General features: G+C 65.1%; 15 protein-coding genes. 7 read left to right on the top strand and 8 right to left on the bottom strand.

The features are described from left to right. Positions 1-140: 140 nt before the first annotated feature. Positions 141-1,109, bottom strand: a complete 969-nt coding sequence (locus tag M9H71_RS10175) for a tyrosine recombinase XerC (RefSeq protein ID WP_455404910.1) — start codon at positions 1,107-1,109, stop codon at positions 141-143. Between the two features lie 186 nt (positions 1,110-1,295). On the opposite strand from M9H71_RS10175, the gene M9H71_RS10180 reads away from it, so the two are divergent. Further along, the gene (locus tag M9H71_RS10180) at positions 1,296-3,506 is read left to right on the top strand and encodes a primosomal protein N' (protein ID WP_455404911.1); all 2,211 of its coding nucleotides are present in this window, start codon (positions 1,296-1,298) and stop codon (positions 3,504-3,506) included. 158 nt (positions 3,507-3,664) lie between these two features. Here the strand turns inward: M9H71_RS10180 and M9H71_RS10185 are convergent, their stop codons facing one another. Continuing rightward, on the bottom strand, positions 3,665-4,144 hold the full coding sequence (locus M9H71_RS10185; RefSeq protein ID WP_455404912.1) for a septal ring lytic transglycosylase RlpA family protein: 480 nt from the start codon (positions 4,142-4,144) through the stop codon (positions 3,665-3,667). Between the two features lie 726 nt (positions 4,145-4,870). Here M9H71_RS10185 and M9H71_RS10190 point away from each other — a divergent pair. From M9H71_RS10190 to M9H71_RS10210, 5 genes are all read left to right on the top strand, one after another. Beyond that, complete coding sequence (locus tag M9H71_RS10190; RefSeq protein ID WP_455404913.1) at positions 4,871-5,431, top strand: F0F1 ATP synthase subunit delta; 561 nt, start codon at positions 4,871-4,873, stop codon at positions 5,429-5,431. Then, on the top strand, positions 5,431-6,963 hold the full coding sequence (gene atpA / locus M9H71_RS10195) for a F0F1 ATP synthase subunit alpha (RefSeq protein ID WP_455404914.1): 1,533 nt from the start codon (positions 5,431-5,433) through the stop codon (positions 6,961-6,963). The genes M9H71_RS10190 and atpA overlap by 1 nt, the downstream gene beginning before the upstream one ends. Positions 6,964-7,106: 143 nt before the next feature. Further along, a complete protein-coding gene (locus M9H71_RS10200; RefSeq protein WP_455404915.1) occupies positions 7,107-7,982 on the top strand; it encodes a F0F1 ATP synthase subunit gamma in 876 nt (291 codons plus the stop codon). Positions 7,983-8,055: 73 nt separating this feature from the next. Continuing rightward, a complete protein-coding gene (gene atpD, locus M9H71_RS10205) occupies positions 8,056-9,486 on the top strand; it encodes a F0F1 ATP synthase subunit beta (RefSeq protein WP_455404916.1) in 1,431 nt (476 codons plus the stop codon). 128 nt (positions 9,487-9,614) lie between these two features. Then, positions 9,615-10,022 (top strand): F0F1 ATP synthase subunit epsilon, encoded by a 408-nt coding sequence (locus tag M9H71_RS10210; protein ID WP_455404917.1) that lies wholly within the window; start codon positions 9,615-9,617, stop codon positions 10,020-10,022. 185 nt (positions 10,023-10,207) lie between these two features. Here the strand turns inward: M9H71_RS10210 and M9H71_RS10215 are convergent, their stop codons facing one another. Beyond that, a complete protein-coding gene (locus M9H71_RS10215) occupies positions 10,208-10,729 on the bottom strand; it encodes an RNA pyrophosphohydrolase (protein ID WP_455404918.1) in 522 nt (173 codons plus the stop codon). Further along, positions 10,726-11,673, bottom strand: coding sequence for a UDP-glucuronic acid decarboxylase family protein (locus M9H71_RS10220; protein ID WP_455404919.1), 948 nt, complete (start codon positions 11,671-11,673; stop codon positions 10,726-10,728). Before M9H71_RS10220 ends, M9H71_RS10215 begins: the two co-directional genes overlap by 4 nt. A 219-nt stretch (positions 11,674-11,892) precedes the next feature. On the opposite strand from M9H71_RS10220, the gene M9H71_RS10225 reads away from it, so the two are divergent. Beyond that, positions 11,893-12,963, top strand: a complete 1,071-nt coding sequence (locus M9H71_RS10225) for a glycosyltransferase (protein ID WP_455404920.1) — start codon at positions 11,893-11,895, stop codon at positions 12,961-12,963. 151 nt (positions 12,964-13,114) lie between these two features. Here M9H71_RS10225 and M9H71_RS10230 read toward each other — a convergent pair whose 3' ends face one another. From M9H71_RS10230 to M9H71_RS10245, 4 genes are all read right to left on the bottom strand, one after another. After that, on the bottom strand, positions 13,115-13,621 hold the full coding sequence (locus tag M9H71_RS10230) for an RNA pyrophosphohydrolase (protein ID WP_455404921.1): 507 nt from the start codon (positions 13,619-13,621) through the stop codon (positions 13,115-13,117). Positions 13,622-13,658: 37 nt separating this feature from the next. Further along, a complete protein-coding gene (locus M9H71_RS10235; RefSeq protein ID WP_455405040.1) occupies positions 13,659-14,891 on the bottom strand; it encodes a divergent polysaccharide deacetylase family protein in 1,233 nt (410 codons plus the stop codon). A gap of 149 nt (positions 14,892-15,040) precedes the next feature. Further along, positions 15,041-16,420, bottom strand: coding sequence for a S41 family peptidase (locus tag M9H71_RS10240; protein WP_455404922.1), 1,380 nt, complete (start codon positions 16,418-16,420; stop codon positions 15,041-15,043). Then, on the bottom strand, positions 16,417-17,799 hold the full coding sequence (locus M9H71_RS10245) for a murein hydrolase activator EnvC family protein (RefSeq protein WP_455404923.1): 1,383 nt from the start codon (positions 17,797-17,799) through the stop codon (positions 16,417-16,419). The genes M9H71_RS10240 and M9H71_RS10245 overlap by 4 nt, the downstream gene beginning before the upstream one ends. Between the last annotated feature and the right edge of the window lie 3 nt (positions 17,800-17,802).

Raw genomic sequence — 17,802 nt, forward strand, 5'->3', positions numbered from 1 at the left:
GTCCGGAATCTCCTGTCACCACACTCAACGCGCCTGCGTCGAGCAGGCCTTGTAACACCGCGATCTTGTCAGTTGGATAAATGGCAGGGTCAAGGCCGCCGGCACCGCACTAACAGCTTTGCCGAGCGGCGTCGGGCCGCTCAGGCCCGGGGGTGGGCGCTGTTGTAGACTTCCAGCAGCCGTTCGGTGTCGATGCCGGTATAGACCTGCGTGGTCGAGAGCGAGGCGTGGCCGAGTAATTCCTGAATCGCGCGCAGGTCGCCGCCGCGACTGAGCAAATGCGTCGCAAACGAATGCCGTAGCGCGTGGGGGGTGGCGCTGTCGGGCAGCCCGAGTCCGCCGCGCAGGCGCTCCATTGTGAGCTGAATGATGCGCGGGCTGAGCGGTCCGCCGCGAGCGCCGACGAACATCGGGCCGTCCGGCGGCAGGTTGTAGGGACAGGCCGCCGCGTAGTCGGCGATCTGCTCCAGGACGCCTTGCAGCACCGGCACCATCCGGGTCTTGTTGCCTTTGCCGAGCACGATCAGGGTGTCACCCTTGCCGGGCGCGGGCACGTCACGACGTTTCAGGCCGAGCGCTTCGGAGATGCGCAGGCCGGAGCCGTACAGCAGTGCCATCACGGCCGCGTCGCGAATCAGCACCCAGGTCTCGCGGTCCTCGCCGGCGCGCTCGTCGGCATCGGCGAGCCGCTTGGCGGAGGCGATCGGCAGCGGCTTCGGCAGGCTCTTCTTGATCTTCGGCGCACGCACCGCGGCCAGCGCCCCCACCCGGCCCTTGCCTTCGCGTTCGAGGAAGCGGCCGAACGAACGCAGGCCAGCCAGCGCCCGCATCAGCGAGCGGCCGGCAATCTCGTCCGCCCGCCGCGCTGCCATGAAGGCGCGAACGTCGGTCGCTTCCAGCCGGGCGAACCGTCCGAGCGTGACTTCGTCCCCCCAGTGGCCGGCCAGGAATTCCAGAAACTGCCGGACGTCGCGCGCGTAGGCTTCCAGCGTCTTGCCCGACAGACGCCGCTCGGCCCGCAGATGCGACAGCCATTTCGCCATCTCGGTCGTGAGATCCGCGGCCGCGCAGGCGAGTTCGAGAGGAGGTGTGGGGTGGGATTTTGGCATGTGCCTTCTTGCCGACCAGAACGGATCCGTTCCGTCATTGCGAGCCAAGCGAAGCAATGCAGCTCAGCGCATGAGGCTGGATTGCGTCGTCGCTTTGCTCCTCGCAATGACGCGGAGAGGATGCCGCAATCATAGCCGATTTCCTTTCCCATTGATGAAACCAAGCTTTGGCGGCACACCGGGTCGATGGATGATTTTCCGACCAGCCGCCTGGCCGCGCCCGGCTCCGCCAGCGTCGTCGACGTGCTGGTGCCGGTCGCGATCGACCAAGCCTATTCGTACCGGGTGCCGCGCGGCGTTTCGCTGAAGCCCGGCGACGTCGTGACGGTGCCGCTGGGCGCCCGCGAGGTGCTCGGTGTGGTCTGGGCGGAGAACCCCAATCCGGATCCACGGCTGCACAACCGGCTGAAGGACGTTTCCGAAAAGCTCGATGTGCCGCCGCTGCGTGACGAGCTGCGGCGGATGGTCGACTGGGTATCGACCTACACGCTGTCGCCGCGCGGCATGGTGCTGCGGATGTGCCTGCGGATGGGTGAGCATCTCGGCCCCGAGCGGCAGCGCATGGGCGTGCGGCTGGTCGGGGCGCCGCCGCAGCGGATGACGCCAGCGCGCCGGCGCCTGCTGGAGATCCTGTCGGACGGGCTGCTGCACGGCAAATCCGACGTCGCCAAGGAAGCCGGCGTCAGTTCGGGCGTGATCGACGGGCTGGTCGACGAGGGCACTCTGTCGGTCGAACCGCTACCGCGCGAAAATCCGGCGCCCGAGCCCGACCCTGATTTCGCGCCGGCGGACTTTTCACCGGAGCAGGCCCGTGCCGCCGAGACCATGCGCGGCCTCGTGACCGCCGGCGGCTTTCAGGCGGCGCTGATCGACGGCGTCACCGGCTCCGGCAAGACCGAAGTCTACTTCGAAGCGGTCGCCGAGGTGATCCGGCAGCGTCGGCAGAGCCTGATTTTGATGCCCGAGATTGCGCTGACCGGGCAGTTTCTGGACCGCTTCGCCCAGCGATTCGGCGTACGGCCGCTGGAATGGCATTCCGAACTGACCCCGCGCACCCGCGCCCGAAATTGGGCGGCGATCGCGGCGGGCCAGGCGCGCGTCGTGGTCGGCGCCCGTTCGGCGTTGTTTCTGCCTTACGCCGCTCTCGGCCTGATCATCGTCGATGAGGAGCACGACCAGGCCTACAAGCAGGAAGACGGCGCGCATTATCACGCCCGCGACATGGCGGTGGTGCGGGCCTCGATCGCGAAGATTCCGATCGTGCTGGCGTCGGCGACGCCGTCCGTCGAGACCGAGGTCAATGCCCGCAAGGGCCGCTACCAGCGCATCCCGCTGCCGTCGCGATTCGGCGGACAGCACATGCCGCAGATCGAGGCGATCGATCTGCGCCGCGAGCCTCCGATGCGAGGGCGCTTCATTTCGCCGCGGCTGGCCGAGCAGGTCGGCTTCGCGATCGAGCGCCGCGAACAGGCGCTGCTGTTTCTCAACCGTCGCGGTTATGCGCCGCTGACATTGTGCCGGGCCTGTGGCCATCGGTTTTCGTGCACGATCTGCGACGCCTGGCTGGTCGATCACCGTTTCCGGCAACGGCTGGTGTGCCACCATTGCGGCTTCTCGATGCCGCGGCCGCCGGCCTGTCCGCATTGCGGTGCCGAAGGTTCGCTGGTCGCGGTCGGTCCCGGCGTCGAGCGGCTGCAGGAGGAAGCGGCGAACCTGTTTCCCAATGCGCGGACCATGGTGTTGTCGAGCGATCTGATTACCTCGATCGAGACCATGCGCGCCGAACTGAACGAGATCGCCGAGGGCCGCGTCGATATCATCATCGGCACGCAGCTCGTGGCCAAGGGCCACAACTTCCCGCGGCTCAATCTGGTGGGTGTGATCGACGCCGATCTCGGCCTGTCCAACGGCGATCCGCGCGCCGCCGAGCGTACCTTCCAATTGCTCAATCAGGTGATCGGGCGCGCCGGCCGCGAGCAGGGCCGTGGCGTCGGCTTTCTGCAGACGCATCAGCCCGAACATCCGGTGATGAAAGCGCTGGTCGCCTGTGACCGCGAGGCGTTCTACGCCAGCGAAATCGATATCCGAGAACGCACGCTGTATCCGCCGTTCGGCCGGCTCGCGAGCCTGATCATCTCGGCCGGCGACCGGCCGACCGCCGAAGGCTTCGGCCGCCAGCTCGCCAGTGCTGCGCCGTTCGATGAGCGGGTGCAGGTGCTGGGCCCTGCCGAAGCGCCGCTCGCCGTAATCAAGGGCCGCTATCGATTCCGTCTGCTGGTGAAATCTGTGCGCGGCTTCGATCTGTCGAATTACTTGCGCTCATGGCTGGCGAACGGGCCGAAGACCAAAGGTAATCTCAAGCTCGAAGTCGACGTCGACCCGCAAAGCTTCTTGTGACCTTGGACGGCTGTCGAGCGCCCCAAACAAAAGCCTGCCGTCTGATCGACGGCAGGCTTTGTCACATGACGAAGGGGAATGCGCGCTCTTGCGGTTGAACCAAACCCGACGTCAGGCGTTGTCGGCAAAAGAAACGCAGAGTGACGGCTTTGACCGCTTTACATCACTTCCGCGACCACCCGGCCGACACCGCGGCTGGTGAGCCCAATCGCGCGGGCAGCGCCGGTCGACAGATCGAGAACGCGGCCGCGAATGAAGGGGCCGCGGTCGTTGATAGTGACGACGACACTGCGGCCGCCATGCGTGACGCGAAGCTTGGTGCCGAACGGGAGAGAGCGGTGAGCCGCAGTCATGGCGTTGGCGTTCATGCGTTGGCCGGAGGCCGTGCGGTTACCCGACTCGTTGCCGTAGTAGGACGCCATCCCTGAGAAGGTCCGACCGCCGCTGCTCTCCACCGACGCATTGGCGGAACGCCAGTCGCTGTGATGGTGGCTATGGTGATGATGGTGGTGGCGATGCTGCCGGCTCTTCGCTGAGGCTTCGCCGACCGATCCGCCAAGGAAGACAGAGGCGACGATCATCGCCGCGGCCGTGGCCGGCCCGGTGGTGAGCAGCGCCGGTGTTTTCTTTCGAACCATATCCTATCCTTAAGTCGAGTATTGCCCTACATGCGGCAAGTGGAACCCCCGTCCCTATGTTCGCGGGCGAACGAGTGGTCTTGTAATGAGGCTGAATATTGACGGTCAATCCGCCTTATTTCACGCTACAATATTTGGTGATGTTTCGCAGTACAGGACGGTACTCTGATATCAACAAGAGTGTTACTTCAGAATTACTTCAAGTGGATAGCGAATATTGTATTACGAAGTTTTCATGACGCGCTGCGCCGAATCACACAAGTAATCGGCTGTTAACGCTGCGCGCGTGTGTCGGGCGGCTCGTTGCAACCGCAAATAGAGAAGTTGCGACTGGAGTGATTGGCTCCATGCGCCATGCGAAGGGCGGCAGAGTTCTTACGAGCGGTCAATGAAGCGCGAGGAGGCACGAGCGAGCGACTCCACGACGCGTCGTGGACCCGGGGCGCTGATGCTCGGAACTGCAGGCCTGCGCCGCGGAGGGATCGACCCACCGGCGATCTATCGGACGACACGCAAGACGACATGCAACAAGGCGACGCGGGCTCGTGCCATCGTGTTGCACCTCCGCGCGCGCTATGTTAGCAAAGCCGCGATTTTAAGGGCCGCCGGACCATCGTGCCGGTCAGAAATCGAAGTCCAGCTTGAATTCCAAGGGCTTAAATCGGGGGCGCCGCGTCGTGGCGACGGTTTTTTCCTTGGCCGTTTGACAGCAAGAAGAGCGCGCTCGTGGCATCTGAAGATCCATCGGTTTCCGGAGTTTCCGGTCGTTACGCGACCGCTTTGTTTGAACTGGCCCGCGACGAGAAATCCATCGATGCGGTGACCGCCGATCTGGACAAGTTCAGCGCGATGCTGGCGGGGAGCCCTGATCTGGTTCGCCTCGTCCGTAGCCCGGTGTTCGCCTCAGAGGTGCAGGGCAAGGCGCTGGCCGCGGTGCTCGACAAGGCGGGCATCACCGGCATCAGCGCCAATTTTCTGAAAGTGCTCGCGGCCAACCGCCGGCTGTTCGTGGTCGCCGACGTGATCCGCGCCTATCGCGCGCTCGTCGCCAGGTTCAAGGGCGAGGCGACCGCCGACGTGACCGTCGCCGAGCAGCTCAGCGACAAGAATCTCGAAGCGCTGAAGGCGGCGCTGAAGTCGGTGACCGGCAAGGATGTCGCCCTCAATATCAATGTCGATCCGGCGATCATCGGCGGGCTTGTCGTCAAGCTCGGTAGCCGAATGGTCGACAGTTCGCTCCGCACCAAACTCAATTCGATCAAGCACGCGATGAAAGAGGCAGGCTGATGGACATCCGCGCCGCGGAAATTTCCGCGATCCTCAAGGACCAGATCAAGAATTTCGGCCAGGAAGCCGAAGTCTCCGAGGTCGGACAGGTGTTGTCCGTCGGCGACGGTATCGCCCGTGTTTATGGCCTGGATAACGTGCTCGCCGGCGAAATGGTCGAGTTCGAGAACGGCACGCGCGGCATGGCGCTGAACCTCGAAACCGACAACGTCGGCGTCGTGATCTTCGGTGCCGACCGCGAGATCAAGGAAGGCCAGACCGTCAAGCGCACCCGTTCGATCGTGGACGCGCCGGTCGGCAAGGGTCTGCTCGGCCGCGTCGTCGATGCGCTGGGTAACCCGATCGACGGCAAGGGCCCGATCCAGGCGGTCGAGCGCAAGCGCGTCGACGTCAAGGCGCCCGGCATCATTCCGCGCAAGTCGGTGCACGAGCCGATGGCGACCGGCCTCAAGGCGATCGACGCCCTGATCCCGATCGGTCGTGGTCAGCGCGAGCTGATCATCGGTGACCGTCAGACCGGCAAGACCGCGATCGCGCTCGACACCATTCTGAACCAGAAGCCGCTGAACGTCGAAGGCGCGCCCGAGAGCCAGAAGCTGTACTGCGTCTACGTCGCGGTCGGTCAGAAGCGCTCCACCGTCGCCCAGTTCGTGAAGGTTCTGGAAGAGCAGGGCGCGTTGGAATACTCGGTCGTCGTCGCTGCGACCGCGTCGGACCCGGCCCCGATGCAGTACATCGCGCCGTTCACCGGCTGCACCATCGGCGAGTACTTCCGCGACAACGGCATGCACGCCGTCATCATCTATGACGACTTGTCCAAGCAGGCCGTCGCCTACCGCCAGATGTCGCTGCTGCTGCGCCGCCCGCCGGGCCGCGAAGCGTATCCGGGTGACGTGTTCTATCTGCACTCCCGGCTTCTGGAGCGCGCCGCCAAGCTCAATGACGAGCAGGGCAACGGTTCGCTCACCGCTCTGCCGGTGATCGAAACTCAGGCCAACGACGTGTCGGCCTACATCCCGACCAACGTGATCTCGATCACCGATGGCCAGATCTTCCTGGAAACCGACCTGTTCTTCCAGGGCATCCGCCCGGCCGTGAACGTCGGTCTGTCGGTGTCGCGCGTCGGTTCGTCGGCGCAGACCAAGGCGATGAAGAAGGTCGCCGGCAAGATCAAGGGCGAGCTCGCGCAGTACCGCGAAATGGCAGCGTTCGCGCAGTTCGGCTCCGACCTCGACGCCGCGACCCAGCGCCTGCTGAACCGCGGCTCGCGCCTGACCGAACTCCTGAAGCAGCCGCAGTTCTCGCCGCTGAAGATGGAAGAGCAGGTCTGTGTGATCTGGGCCGGCACCAACGGCTATCTCGATGCGCTGCCGCTCGGCAAGGTGCGCGCGTTCGAAGACGGCCTGCTGGCGCTGCTGCGCGGCAAGGAGTCGGGCATTCTCGAAGCGATCCGCACCAGCCGCGATCTTTCCGACGACACCGCTGCGAAGCTCAAGGCGGTGGTCGAGAGCTACGCCAAGACGTTCGCTTGATACTGTCATGGCCGGGGTCTTCCCCGGCCATCCACGTCCTCGACGTGGCTATTCGACATCGTGGATGCCCGGGACGAGCTCGGGCATGACGAGTTTGAGGTTCGCGGTCGGATCACAGGTCAGATCGCCGGGGTGGACTGAGAATGGCTTCACTTAAAGACATGCGCGTCCGCATCGCCTCGACCAAGGCGACGCAGAAGATCACCAAGGCGATGCAGATGGTGGCCGCCTCGAAGCTGCGCCGCGCCCAGACGGCGGCGGAAGCAGCGCGGCCCTACGCCGAGAAGATGGAAGCGGTGATCTCGAATATCGCCGGTGCCGCCGCGGGCTCGCCCGGCGCGCCGGTGCTGCTGGCCGGCAACGGCAAGGATCAGGTTCATCTGCTGCTGGTGTGCACCGGCGAACGCGGCCTGTCCGGTGCGTTCAACTCCTCGATCGTCCGCCTCGCCCGCGAGCGCGCGTACGAGCTGATGGGGCAGGGCAAGACGGTCAAGTTCTTCTGCGTCGGCCGCAAGGGTTACGAGCAGCTCCGCCGCAATTTCGAGAAGCAGATCATCGACAATGTCGAGCTGCGCTCGGTGCGTCAGATCGGTTTCGTCAACGCCGAGGACATCGCCAAGAAGGTCATCGCCCGCTTCAATGCCGGCGAGTTCGACGTCTGCACACTGTTCTATTCGCGCTTCAAGTCGGTGATCTCGCAGATCCCGACCGCCCAGCGGTTGATCCCGCTGGAAGTGACGGCGCCTGCCGCCGGCGCAGCCGCGACGTCTTACGAATACGAGCCGGAAGAGGACGAGATCCTCTCGGGCCTGCTGCCGCGCAACCTCGCGGTGCAGATCTTCCGCGCGCTGCTCGAGAACAACGCCTCGTTCTACGGCGCGCAGATGAGCGCGATGGACAACGCCACCCGCAACGCCGGTGAGATGATCCGCAAGCAGACGCTGGTCTACAACCGCACCCGGCAGGCGATGATCACCAAGGAACTGATCGAGATCATCTCGGGCGCCGAGGCGATCTGACGCGACTTCACAAGGTTTTACGTCCGGTCGATCGACCGTGGACGGGTTTTCGGACTTCAGGGAGACAGTTGAAATGGCTACACCCGCCAATCAGACCGGACGCATCACGCAGGTGATCGGCGCCGTCGTCGACGTTCAGTTCGAAGGGCATCTGCCGGCCATTCTGAACGCCATCGAAACCACCAACGGCGACAACCGCCTGGTGCTGGAAGTTGCGCAGCATCTCGGTGAATCGACCGTCCGCACCATTGCGATGGACACCACCGAAGGTCTGGTTCGCGGCCAGGAAGTCACCGACACCGGCGCACCGATCTCGGTGCCGGTCGGCGCCGGCACGCTCGGCCGCATCATGAACGTGATCGGTGAGCCGGTCGACGAGCAGGGCCCGATCAGCTCGGAAGGCCTCCGCGCCATCCACCAGGAAGCCCCGGCCTACACCGACCAGTCGACCGAAGCCGAAATCCTCGTCACCGGCATCAAGGTCGTCGACCTGCTCGCGCCTTACGCCAAGGGCGGCAAGATCGGCCTGTTCGGCGGCGCCGGCGTTGGCAAGACCGTGCTGATCCAGGAGCTGATCAACAACGTCGCCCGCGCCCACGGCGGCTACTCGGTGTTCGCCGGCGTCGGCGAGCGCACCCGCGAAGGCAACGACCTCTATCACGAGTTCATCGAATCCGGCGTCAACAAGAAGGGCGGCGGCGAAGGCTCGAAGTGCGCCCTCGTGTACGGCCAGATGAACGAACCGCCGGGCGCCCGAGCCCGCGTCGGTCTAACCGGTCTGACCGTCGCCGAGCACTTCCGCGATCAGGGCCAGGACGTGCTGTTCTTCGTCGACAACATCTTCCGCTTTACCCAGGCGGGTTCGGAAGTGTCGGCGCTGCTCGGCCGTATCCCGTCGGCGGTGGGTTATCAGCCGACGCTCGCGACCGACATGGGCGCGCTGCAGGAGCGCATCACCACCACCACCAAGGGCTCGATCACCTCGGTGCAGGCGATCTACGTGCCGGCCGACGACTTGACCGACCCGGCGCCCGCGACCTCGTTCGCGCACTTGGACGCAACCACCGTGCTCAACCGTGCGATCTCGGAAAAGGGCATCTACCCGGCGGTGGACCCGCTCGACTCGACCTCGCGCATGCTGTCCGCCTCGATCGTCGGCGAAGAGCACTACAACACCGCGCGTATGGTTCAGCAGATCCTGCAGAAGTACAAGTCGCTGCAGGACATCATCGCGATCCTGGGCATGGACGAACTGTCCGAAGAGGACAAGCTGACCGTGGCCCGCGCCCGTAAGATCGAGCGCTTCCTGTCGCAGCCGTTCTTCGTCGCCGAAGTGTTCACCGGCTCGCCCGGCAAGTTCGTCGACCTCGCCGACACCATCAAGGGCTTCCGCGCGATCTGCGAAGGCAAGTACGACCATCTGCCGGAAGCGGCGTTCTACATGGTCGGCACCATCGAAGAAGCGGTCGAGAAGGGCAAGAAGCTCGCCGCCGAAGCGGCCTAACCAAACGAACCTCACCCTGAGGAGCCGGCCGCAGGCCGGCGTCTCGAAGGGTGTCGACCACCATCTCATCCTTCGAGACGCGCGCAACAGCGCGCTCCTCAGGATGAGGGCAGCGGATGAGACGAGATATGTCCACCTTCCACTTCGATCTGGTTTCGCCCGAAATGGTCGCCTTCTCCGGCGAGGTCGATCAGGTCGATATTCCGGGTGCCGAAGGTGACTTCGGCGTACTCGCCGGCCACGCGCCGGTCGTGGCGGTGATCCGCCCCGGCATCCTCACCGTCACGGCGGGCGCCAACAAGCAGAAGATCGTGGTGCTCGGCGGCATCGCCGAAGTGTCCGACAAGGGCCTGACCGTGCTGGCCGACGTTGCGACGGCGGCTCCGGATGTGGATCTTGAGGAGTTCGCCGCGACCATCCAGACCATGGAGCAGCAGCTCCCCAGCAAGGTCGGCGACGAGCTGGACAGCGCGATCGAACGCCTCGATCACTTCAAGAGCATCCAGCACGAGCTCAACACCACCGCGATGCACTGACGCCACGCGCCGGTGTTCTGACGTTTCGAATGGCCGGGCATCGTCCCGGCCATTTGCATTTGAGGCGACGTTCTACGCAGTGGTCATTGCCGGGCTTGACCCTGCAATCCATCCTCTTTCCCAAGGATGATGGATGCGCGGGTCAAGTCCGTGCATGACGTTCCGTGGTGAAGAAGGCGCCGCGGCTAAGCCTGAGCGGCGGCGAGCCCCGCAAAGCTCCGCGCCACCTCGCGATAGACCTCGCGGCGAAACGGCACGACGAGATCGGCGACGCGGTCGAGGCGCTCCCAGCGCCAGGCATCGAATTCCGGCGGCATGCCGTTGCGGACCGCGAGTGGATCGATCTCGGTCTCGCTGCCGGTGAAGCGCAGCGCGAACCACTTCTGGCGCTGGCCGCGAAACACCGCGAGCCGGTGTGGCGGGCCGTCATAAGGCGGGAAGTCGTAACTGACCCAGTCGGTCTCGCCGAGGATCTCGGCATTGGTCACGCCGGTCTCTTCCCAGAGTTCGCGCATCAGCGCGACTCGCGGCTCCTCGCCTTCGTCGATGCCGCCTTGTGGCATCTGCCATTCGAGCCCCGGCAGGATGATCTCTGGACCGTCGTCGCGAAACCGTCGCCCGATCAGGACCCTGCCGTCGAGACCGAACAGTGCGATGCCGACATTGCGGCGATAGGGAAGCGACCGGGTGGGCGGGTGCGCGGTCACGACGCCATCAGTGTGCGGAAGTAGCCGATGGTCTCCTTCAGCCCGTCGGCGAGCGGCACCTTCGGCTCCCAGCCGAGTTCGCGCCGCGCCAGCGAGATGTCGGGTTGGCGCTGCCGCGGATCGTCGGACGGCAGCGGCATCAGCACCAGTTTAGACTTCGAACCGGTCATCTCGATCACCATCTCGGCGAGCTGGCGGATGGTGAACTCCACCGGATTGCCGAGATTGACCGGGCCGATGAATTCGTCGCCGGTGGCCATCAGCTTCGCGAAACCGTCGAGCAGATCGGTGACGTAGCAGAACGAGCGCGTCTGGCTGCCGTCGCCGTAGATGGTGATGTCGTTGCCCGAGAGCGCCTGGACGATGAAATTCGACACCACGCGGCCGTCGTTCGGATGCATCCGCGGTCCGTAGGTATTGAAGATTCGCGCGACCTTGATCTTCACCTTGTGCTGGCGGTGATAGTCGAAGAACAGCGTCTCGGCGGCGCGCTTGCCTTCATCGTAGCAGGCGCGAATCCCGAGCGGATTGACGTGTCCCCAATAGCTCTCCGGCTGCGGATGCACGTTCGGATCGCCGTACACCTCGCTGGTCGAGGCCTGGAAGATCTTGGCGCGGGTGCGCTTGGCGAGGCCCAGCATGTTGATCGCGCCGTGCACGCTGGTCTTCAGCGTCTGCACCGGATCGTGCTGATAGTGCACCGGCGAGGCCGGGCAGGCCAGATTGTAGATGTCGTCGACCTCGACATAGAGCGGGAAGGTGACGTCGTGGCGCATCACTTCGAAGCGCGGGGTGCCGACCAGATGTTCGATGTTGCGGCGCCAGCCGGTGAAATAATTGTCGACGCACAGCACTTCGTGGCCTTCGGCGAGCAGCTTGTCGCACAAGTGCGAGCCGATGAAGCCGGCGCCGCCGCTCACGAGAATTCGTCGGGACAATCGCATCGCTGGGTCCTGGACAGGGGCGGGTTCGGACGCGCCGCAGTCGCGGGAACGGGTGCCCATTTGGCTCGAAACGGACGGCCGACCACGGTCGCGGCAGCCATTTTGCGCCGCATTGAATGGCAAGAAACCCCATGCTAGGCAAGCGCCGAAACCGGCCCTGCGCCGCCGCCCCGGGCGCATTGCGCCTGCACGCGCTCCCACGCCAGGCGATTTCGCTCCATGACCACGCCCGTCGATACCTCCCAGCTCCGCATTCTCGAAATCGGCGGGGGCTATTTCAAACTGCAGTATCCAGAGCGCACCACCTGCCTGTGGACCTGGACCAAGCTGACGGATGATTTCGGCAAGCTCGACGGGTTCTCGACGCCGGACCGCGTGCTGCGCGAGCTTCGCGCCGCCGGCCGCGGCGAGTACGACGTCGTGGTGGTCAACAGCCTTCGCTATTCGCCCTGGCATCCGCGCTACTGGGCGCGGGGCATCTTCTACACCCCGACCCATCCGTGGGCGGCGCTGACCCGGCAGTTCGGTCCCAGCGTTTTTCGCTGGGTGAAGTCGCCGGTGCCGCTGGTCGCGGTCGAGATGGACGATCACTTCGCGATCTCGAAGAGCAGCGTGTTTCTGCTCGACAAGGCCAAGGCGTATTTCAAGCGCGAGCTGCCTTGCGACAAATGGCAGGCGCTGGCCGGCACGGTGCATCCGCATCTGCCGACGCTGCGCTACCGCCGCAGCGAAAAGTGGCTGCGACGGATCGACAAGCTGCAGCCGATCTCGCTGCCGCAATTCCGCTTCGAGGCGCGCTGGCGTGACGCGCCGTTTCCCGAGAAAACCCACGATATCTTCTTCATCGGATCGGTCGACGGCAATTCAACGGTTCGCCGGGACGGCCTGCCGGAGCTCGAGCGGCTACGGGCGATGGGCGTGCGGATCGATCAGCCGACCGAGCGGCTGCCCTACGACGCCTTCATGGAGCGGATGTCGCATTCCTGGCTGGCGTGGTCGCCGGAAGGCATGGGCTGGGATTGCTACCGCCACTATGAAGCGCCGATCGTTCAATCGGTGCCGCTGATGAACAATCCGACCATCCTGCGCTACGCGCCGCTGCTGTCTGGCCAGCACGGCGTGTACTACGACATCGAACCGGGCGGGCTGGAGCGCGCCGTCACGTCAGCGCTGGCCGACAAAGACAAGCTGCGCCACATGGCGCTGGCCGCACGCGACCACGTCCTCGCCCATCACACCGTGAAGGCGCATTGCGATCACATCCTGCAGGCCGCGCTGGCGGCGCGGTGATCGTCCCGCCACCGCGCGACGAGGCGGCAAGATTGGTCACGGAATTCCCGCGTCATTGCGAGGAGCGTAGCGACGAAGCAATCCAGGGGCTCAGTTCACCGAGCCCCTGGATTGCTTCGCTGCGCTCGCAATGACGAAAGGACCGGTCGTCTCACACCGCCGCGGCGAGTTGCGAGAATTCCTTGACGACGCGCTCATAGACCGGCCGCTTGAACGGCACGATCAGCTCCGGGAGATTGTGCATCGGCTCCCAGCGCCAGGTCGTGAATTCCGGCTTGTAGCCGCCGCCCGGCTGAGCGACGTTGATTTCGCTATCGGCACCCGTGAACCGGGCCGCGAACCAGCGCTGGCGCTGGCCGCGATAGCGTCCCTTCCAGGCGCGGCCGGCGACGGTCCGCGGAATATCGTAGATCAGCCAGTCGGGGACTTCGGCGAGTTTCTCGACCGAGAGCACGCTGGTTTCTTCATAAAGCTCGCGCTTGGCGGCTTCCCAGGTGTCCTCGCCGGGATCGACGCCGCCTTGCGGCATTTGCCAGACGTGAGTGTCGTCGACGTGTTCGATGCCACCGGCGCGGCGCCCGATGAACACCAGACCCTCCCGGTTGATCAGCATCACGCCGACACAGGTTCGATAGGGCAGGTCTTCGTAGCGAGCCATTCCGTCAGTGCCTTCCGCGTCCCCCGGTACGGGGGACTCAACTCGATTTTGATTTCAGCATCGCCGTTGTCAATGGCACCAGCAGAATGCCGCGGCCTTCCAAGCCCTTGCTCCAGTTGACAATTCGTTCAATCGTCACGGGAAGCGCAGAAGCCATGCCGATTGCGCTGCCTCGCTCCTTGGCGATGCTCTCCAGCCGCGTCAGAGCCTTGTCGATATCGGCGCCCGCGGGCACCGCATCGATCGTCAGATCGGCTCGCGCATAGGGCATCGCCAGCGACTTGGCCAGGGTGCCGGCCACGCTTCGCGGCGCCGTGCCGTCGTCGAGGTAGCCGAGGCCGCGCTTGGCGGCGTCGCGGATGACCGCCTGCATCGCCGGCTCGGTGGCAACGAACCGGGCGCCCATGAAATTCGACAGGCCGACATAGCCCTGAATCCGGCTCAGATGCCAATTCAGCCGGTCGATATTCTGCTCGGGCGCGCTGGAGGTCAGCAGGGTCTGCGGCCCGGGATCGTTGTCGGGGTAGTCGAACGGCTCCATCGGGATCTGCAGCACCACCTCGTGGCGGCGCTGCCGCGCTTCCGTCGCCAGCTTCCCAGGATCGGAACCATAGGGCGTGAATGCCAGCGTCACCGCAGCCGGAAGCTTCATCACCGCGTCATTGGTCCGGGTCGCGCCGATGCCGAGGCCGCTGACGACGATCGATACCGTCGGCATGCGCTCGGCCTTGGTTCGATCGGCGTCGCTGGTCATCGCATAAGCCGAGAACGGCTTCAGCCCGCCGGCCATGGTCGGAATCATTCCGTAGCGGGATTGCTCGAGCAGCCGCGGATTGATGCCATCGGCGGTCAATTGGCTTGCCGCTGGCTCCGCCTGGCTCGCCCCGTCGGTCCCGACCACCACGTCCTGACGGGTGCCTTTCGAGCCGTCGATGATGGTGATGGTCTTCTGGCCCGGCACCGCTTCCTTGCTGCTGTGCTGCACGGCTGCTGCGGCGGGCGCACCGTCAGCCTTGCCGCCATCATCCTTGCCGGTCTGTGCGGCGGCCTGCTTCGGCTCGTCGGGGGCCGGTTTGATCTCGACATGAACGATCGGCTCGCCTCCGAACGGGTTGTTGCCGAACACCGCGAAACCGAGGAAGGCCAGGACGAACAGGCCCAGCGCCGTCGCGATCGTCTGGGTGGCGTTGAATGGCAGCCGGTAACGGCGCAGCCGCTGCCAACGGCTCCGCTTCTGACCCAGCGGGGTACTTAGTTCGTCCGCCGACACTGCCACCGATCTCCCGAATCAGTCGCTGCGACGATAGCACGATGCTGCCGCGGCTGACGCCGCGTCGCCGGTTTCAGCCGGGCGCGCAGCAAAAAGGGCGGCTCGCTGGCCGCCCTTCCGAAACACATCGATGAGCCGAAGACGAACGATCAGTTCGCCGCCTTGTTGCCGGCCGGCTTGTCGATCGCGGCCTTGTCGCCAGTGACGGCCTTGTCGGCCGCCGGGGCGGTCGCATTGACCTTGATGCCGTGCAGCAGATCCTCGGCGGCCTTGAGCGCCTTGTCGTCCTTGGCATCCGGCGGCACGTAGGATTGCGAGCCGGTCTTCTCCTCGCCATCGGCGCCCTTGAGATGGCCGCGCAGCGAGGCTTCACCCTTGGTGTCGGTGCGTGCCTTGAGGTCGGCCGGGACGTCCTGCATCACTTCGATGTCCGGGGTGATGCCCTTGGCCTGAATCGATTTGCCCGACGGCGTGTAGTAGCGCGCCGTGGTCAGTCGCAGCGCACCGTTGCCCGAGCCGAGCGGGATGATGGTCTGCACCGAGCCCTTGCCGAACGAACGGGTGCCGACCACGGTGGCGCGCTTGTGATCCTGCAGCGCGCCGGCGACGATCTCCGACGCCGAGGCGGAGCCGCCGTTGATCAGCACGATCAGCGGCTTGCCCTTGGTGAGGTCGCCCGCATGAGCGGAGCGGCGCTGGGTCTCTTCGGCATTCCGGCCGCGGGTCGAGACGATCTCGCCACGATCGAGGAAGGCGTCCGACACCGTCACGGCTTCCTCGAGCAAGCCTCCCGGATTGTTGCGGAGGTCGAGGATGAAGCCCTTCAGCTTGTCGGCGCCGATCTGATTGGTGAGATTGGCGATCTCCTTCTTGAGCCCTTCGGTGGTCTGCTCGTTGAAGGTGGTGATGCGGATGTAGCCGATGTCGCCGTCCTCGACGCGCGCACGCACCGAGCGGACCCGGATGTTGTCGCGCACCAGCGTCACTTCGATCGGATTGTCCTGGCCCTTGCGGACGATCTTCAGCCGGATCTTGGTGTTGACCGGGCCGCGCATCTTTTCGACCGCCTGGTTCAGGGTCAGGCCCTGCACGGCTTCGTCGTCGAGATTGGTGATGATGTCGTTGGCGAGGATGCCGGCCTTCGACGCCGGGGTATCGTCGATCGGCGACACCACCTTGATCAGGCCGTCCTCCATCGTGACTTCGATCCCGAGACCGCCGAACTCGCCGCGGGTCTGCACCTGCATGTCACGGAAGCTCTTGGCGTCCATGTAGCTGGAGTGCGGATCGAGGCCGGTCAGCATCCCGCTGATGGCGGATTCGATCAGCTTGGAATCGTCGGGCTTCTCGACGTAGTCGCTACGCACGCGCTCGAACACGTCGCCGAACAGATTGAGCTGGCGATAGGTGTCGGAAGTGGCGGCACGCGCGGTGGCGCCCATCAGCATCGTGCGCGGCTGAGTGACGAAAAGTGTCAGCGCGGCGCCGGTGACGGCGCTGAGGAGGATTACCGAAGTCTTGCGCATCATCCGCGAACCTTCTCGCCTTCATTTGCGGCCCACCATGGGCCAGGATCGATAGGAGTGCCGTCTTTACGGAACTCGACATAGAGCACGGGCTGACTGGCGTTGGCAGCGAGGATCGAGGCGACCCGCGAGGTCGACCCCATGGTCGCGACCGGCTCTCCCGTGAGCACGAATTGGCCGATATTGACTGAAATGCGCTCCATCCCGGCGATCAGGACATGATATCCGCCACCGGCGTTGAGGATCAAGAGTTGTCCATAGGAGCGGAACGGCCCAGCATACACCACCCAACCATCGCAAGGTGTCGTAATCTGGGCTCCGGCGCGGGTCGCCAGTGAGATGCCGCGCTCGACGCCGCCGACCCCGTCGGGGCGGCCGAATTCGCGGATCTTGGTGCCGTTGACCGGCAGCGGCAGCATTCCCTTGGCGGACGCGAAGGCGATCGCGGGGCTGAGCCGGCCGGGATCCTTAAGCGCAGCCATGTTCGGTTTGGCGGATGCCGGTGCGCCCTTCTCGGCGGCCGCGGCGGCTTTCGCGGCGCTCTTGAGGTCCTGCTCCATCTTGGCGATCAGGCCCTGCAGGCTGTCGACCTGACGCGATAGCGTCAGCGCCCGGCCGCGCTCGGCTTCGATGTCCTTCTCGACCGAACTCTGCTGTCGCTGCCGTTCCTCGACGAGAGCCGTCAGCCGGGTCTGGTCCGTGGTCAACCGGCTGCGGTCGGCGGCAAGCTGGTCGCGCTCGGCGGAGATCTTCTGACGCACGGCGATCAGTTCGCCGAGATCGGTCGCGAGCCGTTCGGCCCGGGTGCGCAGTTCCGGCACGACCGCGCCGAGCAGGATCGCGGTGCGCAGCGATTCCAGCGCATCTTCCGGGCGCACCAACAGCGCCGGCGGTGCGCGGCGGCCGGCGCGTTGCAGCGCCGCCAGCACTTCGCCGATTTCGTCGCGGCGCTGATCCAGCGAGGTACGGATTTCGGTTTCGCGTGCGTCGAGCGGACGGAGGCGGGCTTCGGCATCGCTGATCCGGGTTTCGACCGTCCGGACCTTGGCGGCAACGTCGATCAGTTCCTGGTTCAGTTTGGTGCGATCGGCGCCGATCGCAGCCAGATCGGCTTTGAGCTTGTCCTGCTGCTCGGCAGCGCTTTTCTGCCGCGCCCGCGCCGCCTCCAGCTCCTGCTCGTGTTGCTTGATGAGATCGGCCATCGACGGCGCCGCCGTCGTCTTGGCTGGCGCGGTTTGTGCCGCTGCCGGAGCGATCAGCGCGTGCCCAAGATCGCCGCCGAGAAGGCCGCTGACGGCGAGGCCTGCGGACAACAGCGCCGCAGGCCGCCAGAACGATGCAGCCCTTTCGTCACTCACAGCGGAGGCGCGCGGTGCATGCATCGG

The organism is Rhodopseudomonas parapalustris (genome assembly GCF_053772255.1).

What these genes read in the sequence shown, in the direction of transcription:
- M9H71_RS10175 (WP_455404910.1), bottom strand. Translation starts at nt 1,109, where the DNA reads ATGCCAAAATCCCACCCCACACCTCCTCTCGAACTCGCCTGCGCGGCC.
- M9H71_RS10180 (WP_455404911.1), top strand. Translation starts at nt 1,296, where the DNA reads ATGGATGATTTTCCGACCAGCCGCCTGGCCGCGCCCGGCTCCGCCAGC.
- M9H71_RS10185 (WP_455404912.1), bottom strand. Translation starts at nt 4,144, where the DNA reads ATGGTTCGAAAGAAAACACCGGCGCTGCTCACCACCGGGCCGGCCACG.
- atpA (WP_455404914.1), top strand. Translation starts at nt 5,431, where the DNA reads ATGGACATCCGCGCCGCGGAAATTTCCGCGATCCTCAAGGACCAGATC.
- M9H71_RS10200 (WP_455404915.1), top strand. Translation starts at nt 7,107, where the DNA reads ATGGCTTCACTTAAAGACATGCGCGTCCGCATCGCCTCGACCAAGGCG.
- atpD (WP_455404916.1), top strand. Translation starts at nt 8,056, where the DNA reads ATGGCTACACCCGCCAATCAGACCGGACGCATCACGCAGGTGATCGGC.
- M9H71_RS10210 (WP_455404917.1), top strand. Translation starts at nt 9,615, where the DNA reads ATGTCCACCTTCCACTTCGATCTGGTTTCGCCCGAAATGGTCGCCTTC.
- M9H71_RS10220 (WP_455404919.1), bottom strand. Translation starts at nt 11,673, where the DNA reads ATGCGATTGTCCCGACGAATTCTCGTGAGCGGCGGCGCCGGCTTCATC.
- M9H71_RS10225 (WP_455404920.1), top strand. Translation starts at nt 11,893, where the DNA reads ATGACCACGCCCGTCGATACCTCCCAGCTCCGCATTCTCGAAATCGGC.
- M9H71_RS10230 (WP_455404921.1), bottom strand. Translation starts at nt 13,621, where the DNA reads ATGGCTCGCTACGAAGACCTGCCCTATCGAACCTGTGTCGGCGTGATG.
- M9H71_RS10240 (WP_455404922.1), bottom strand. Translation starts at nt 16,420, where the DNA reads ATGATGCGCAAGACTTCGGTAATCCTCCTCAGCGCCGTCACCGGCGCC.
- M9H71_RS10245 (WP_455404923.1), bottom strand. Translation starts at nt 17,799, where the DNA reads ATGCATGCACCGCGCGCCTCCGCTGTGAGTGACGAAAGGGCTGCATCG.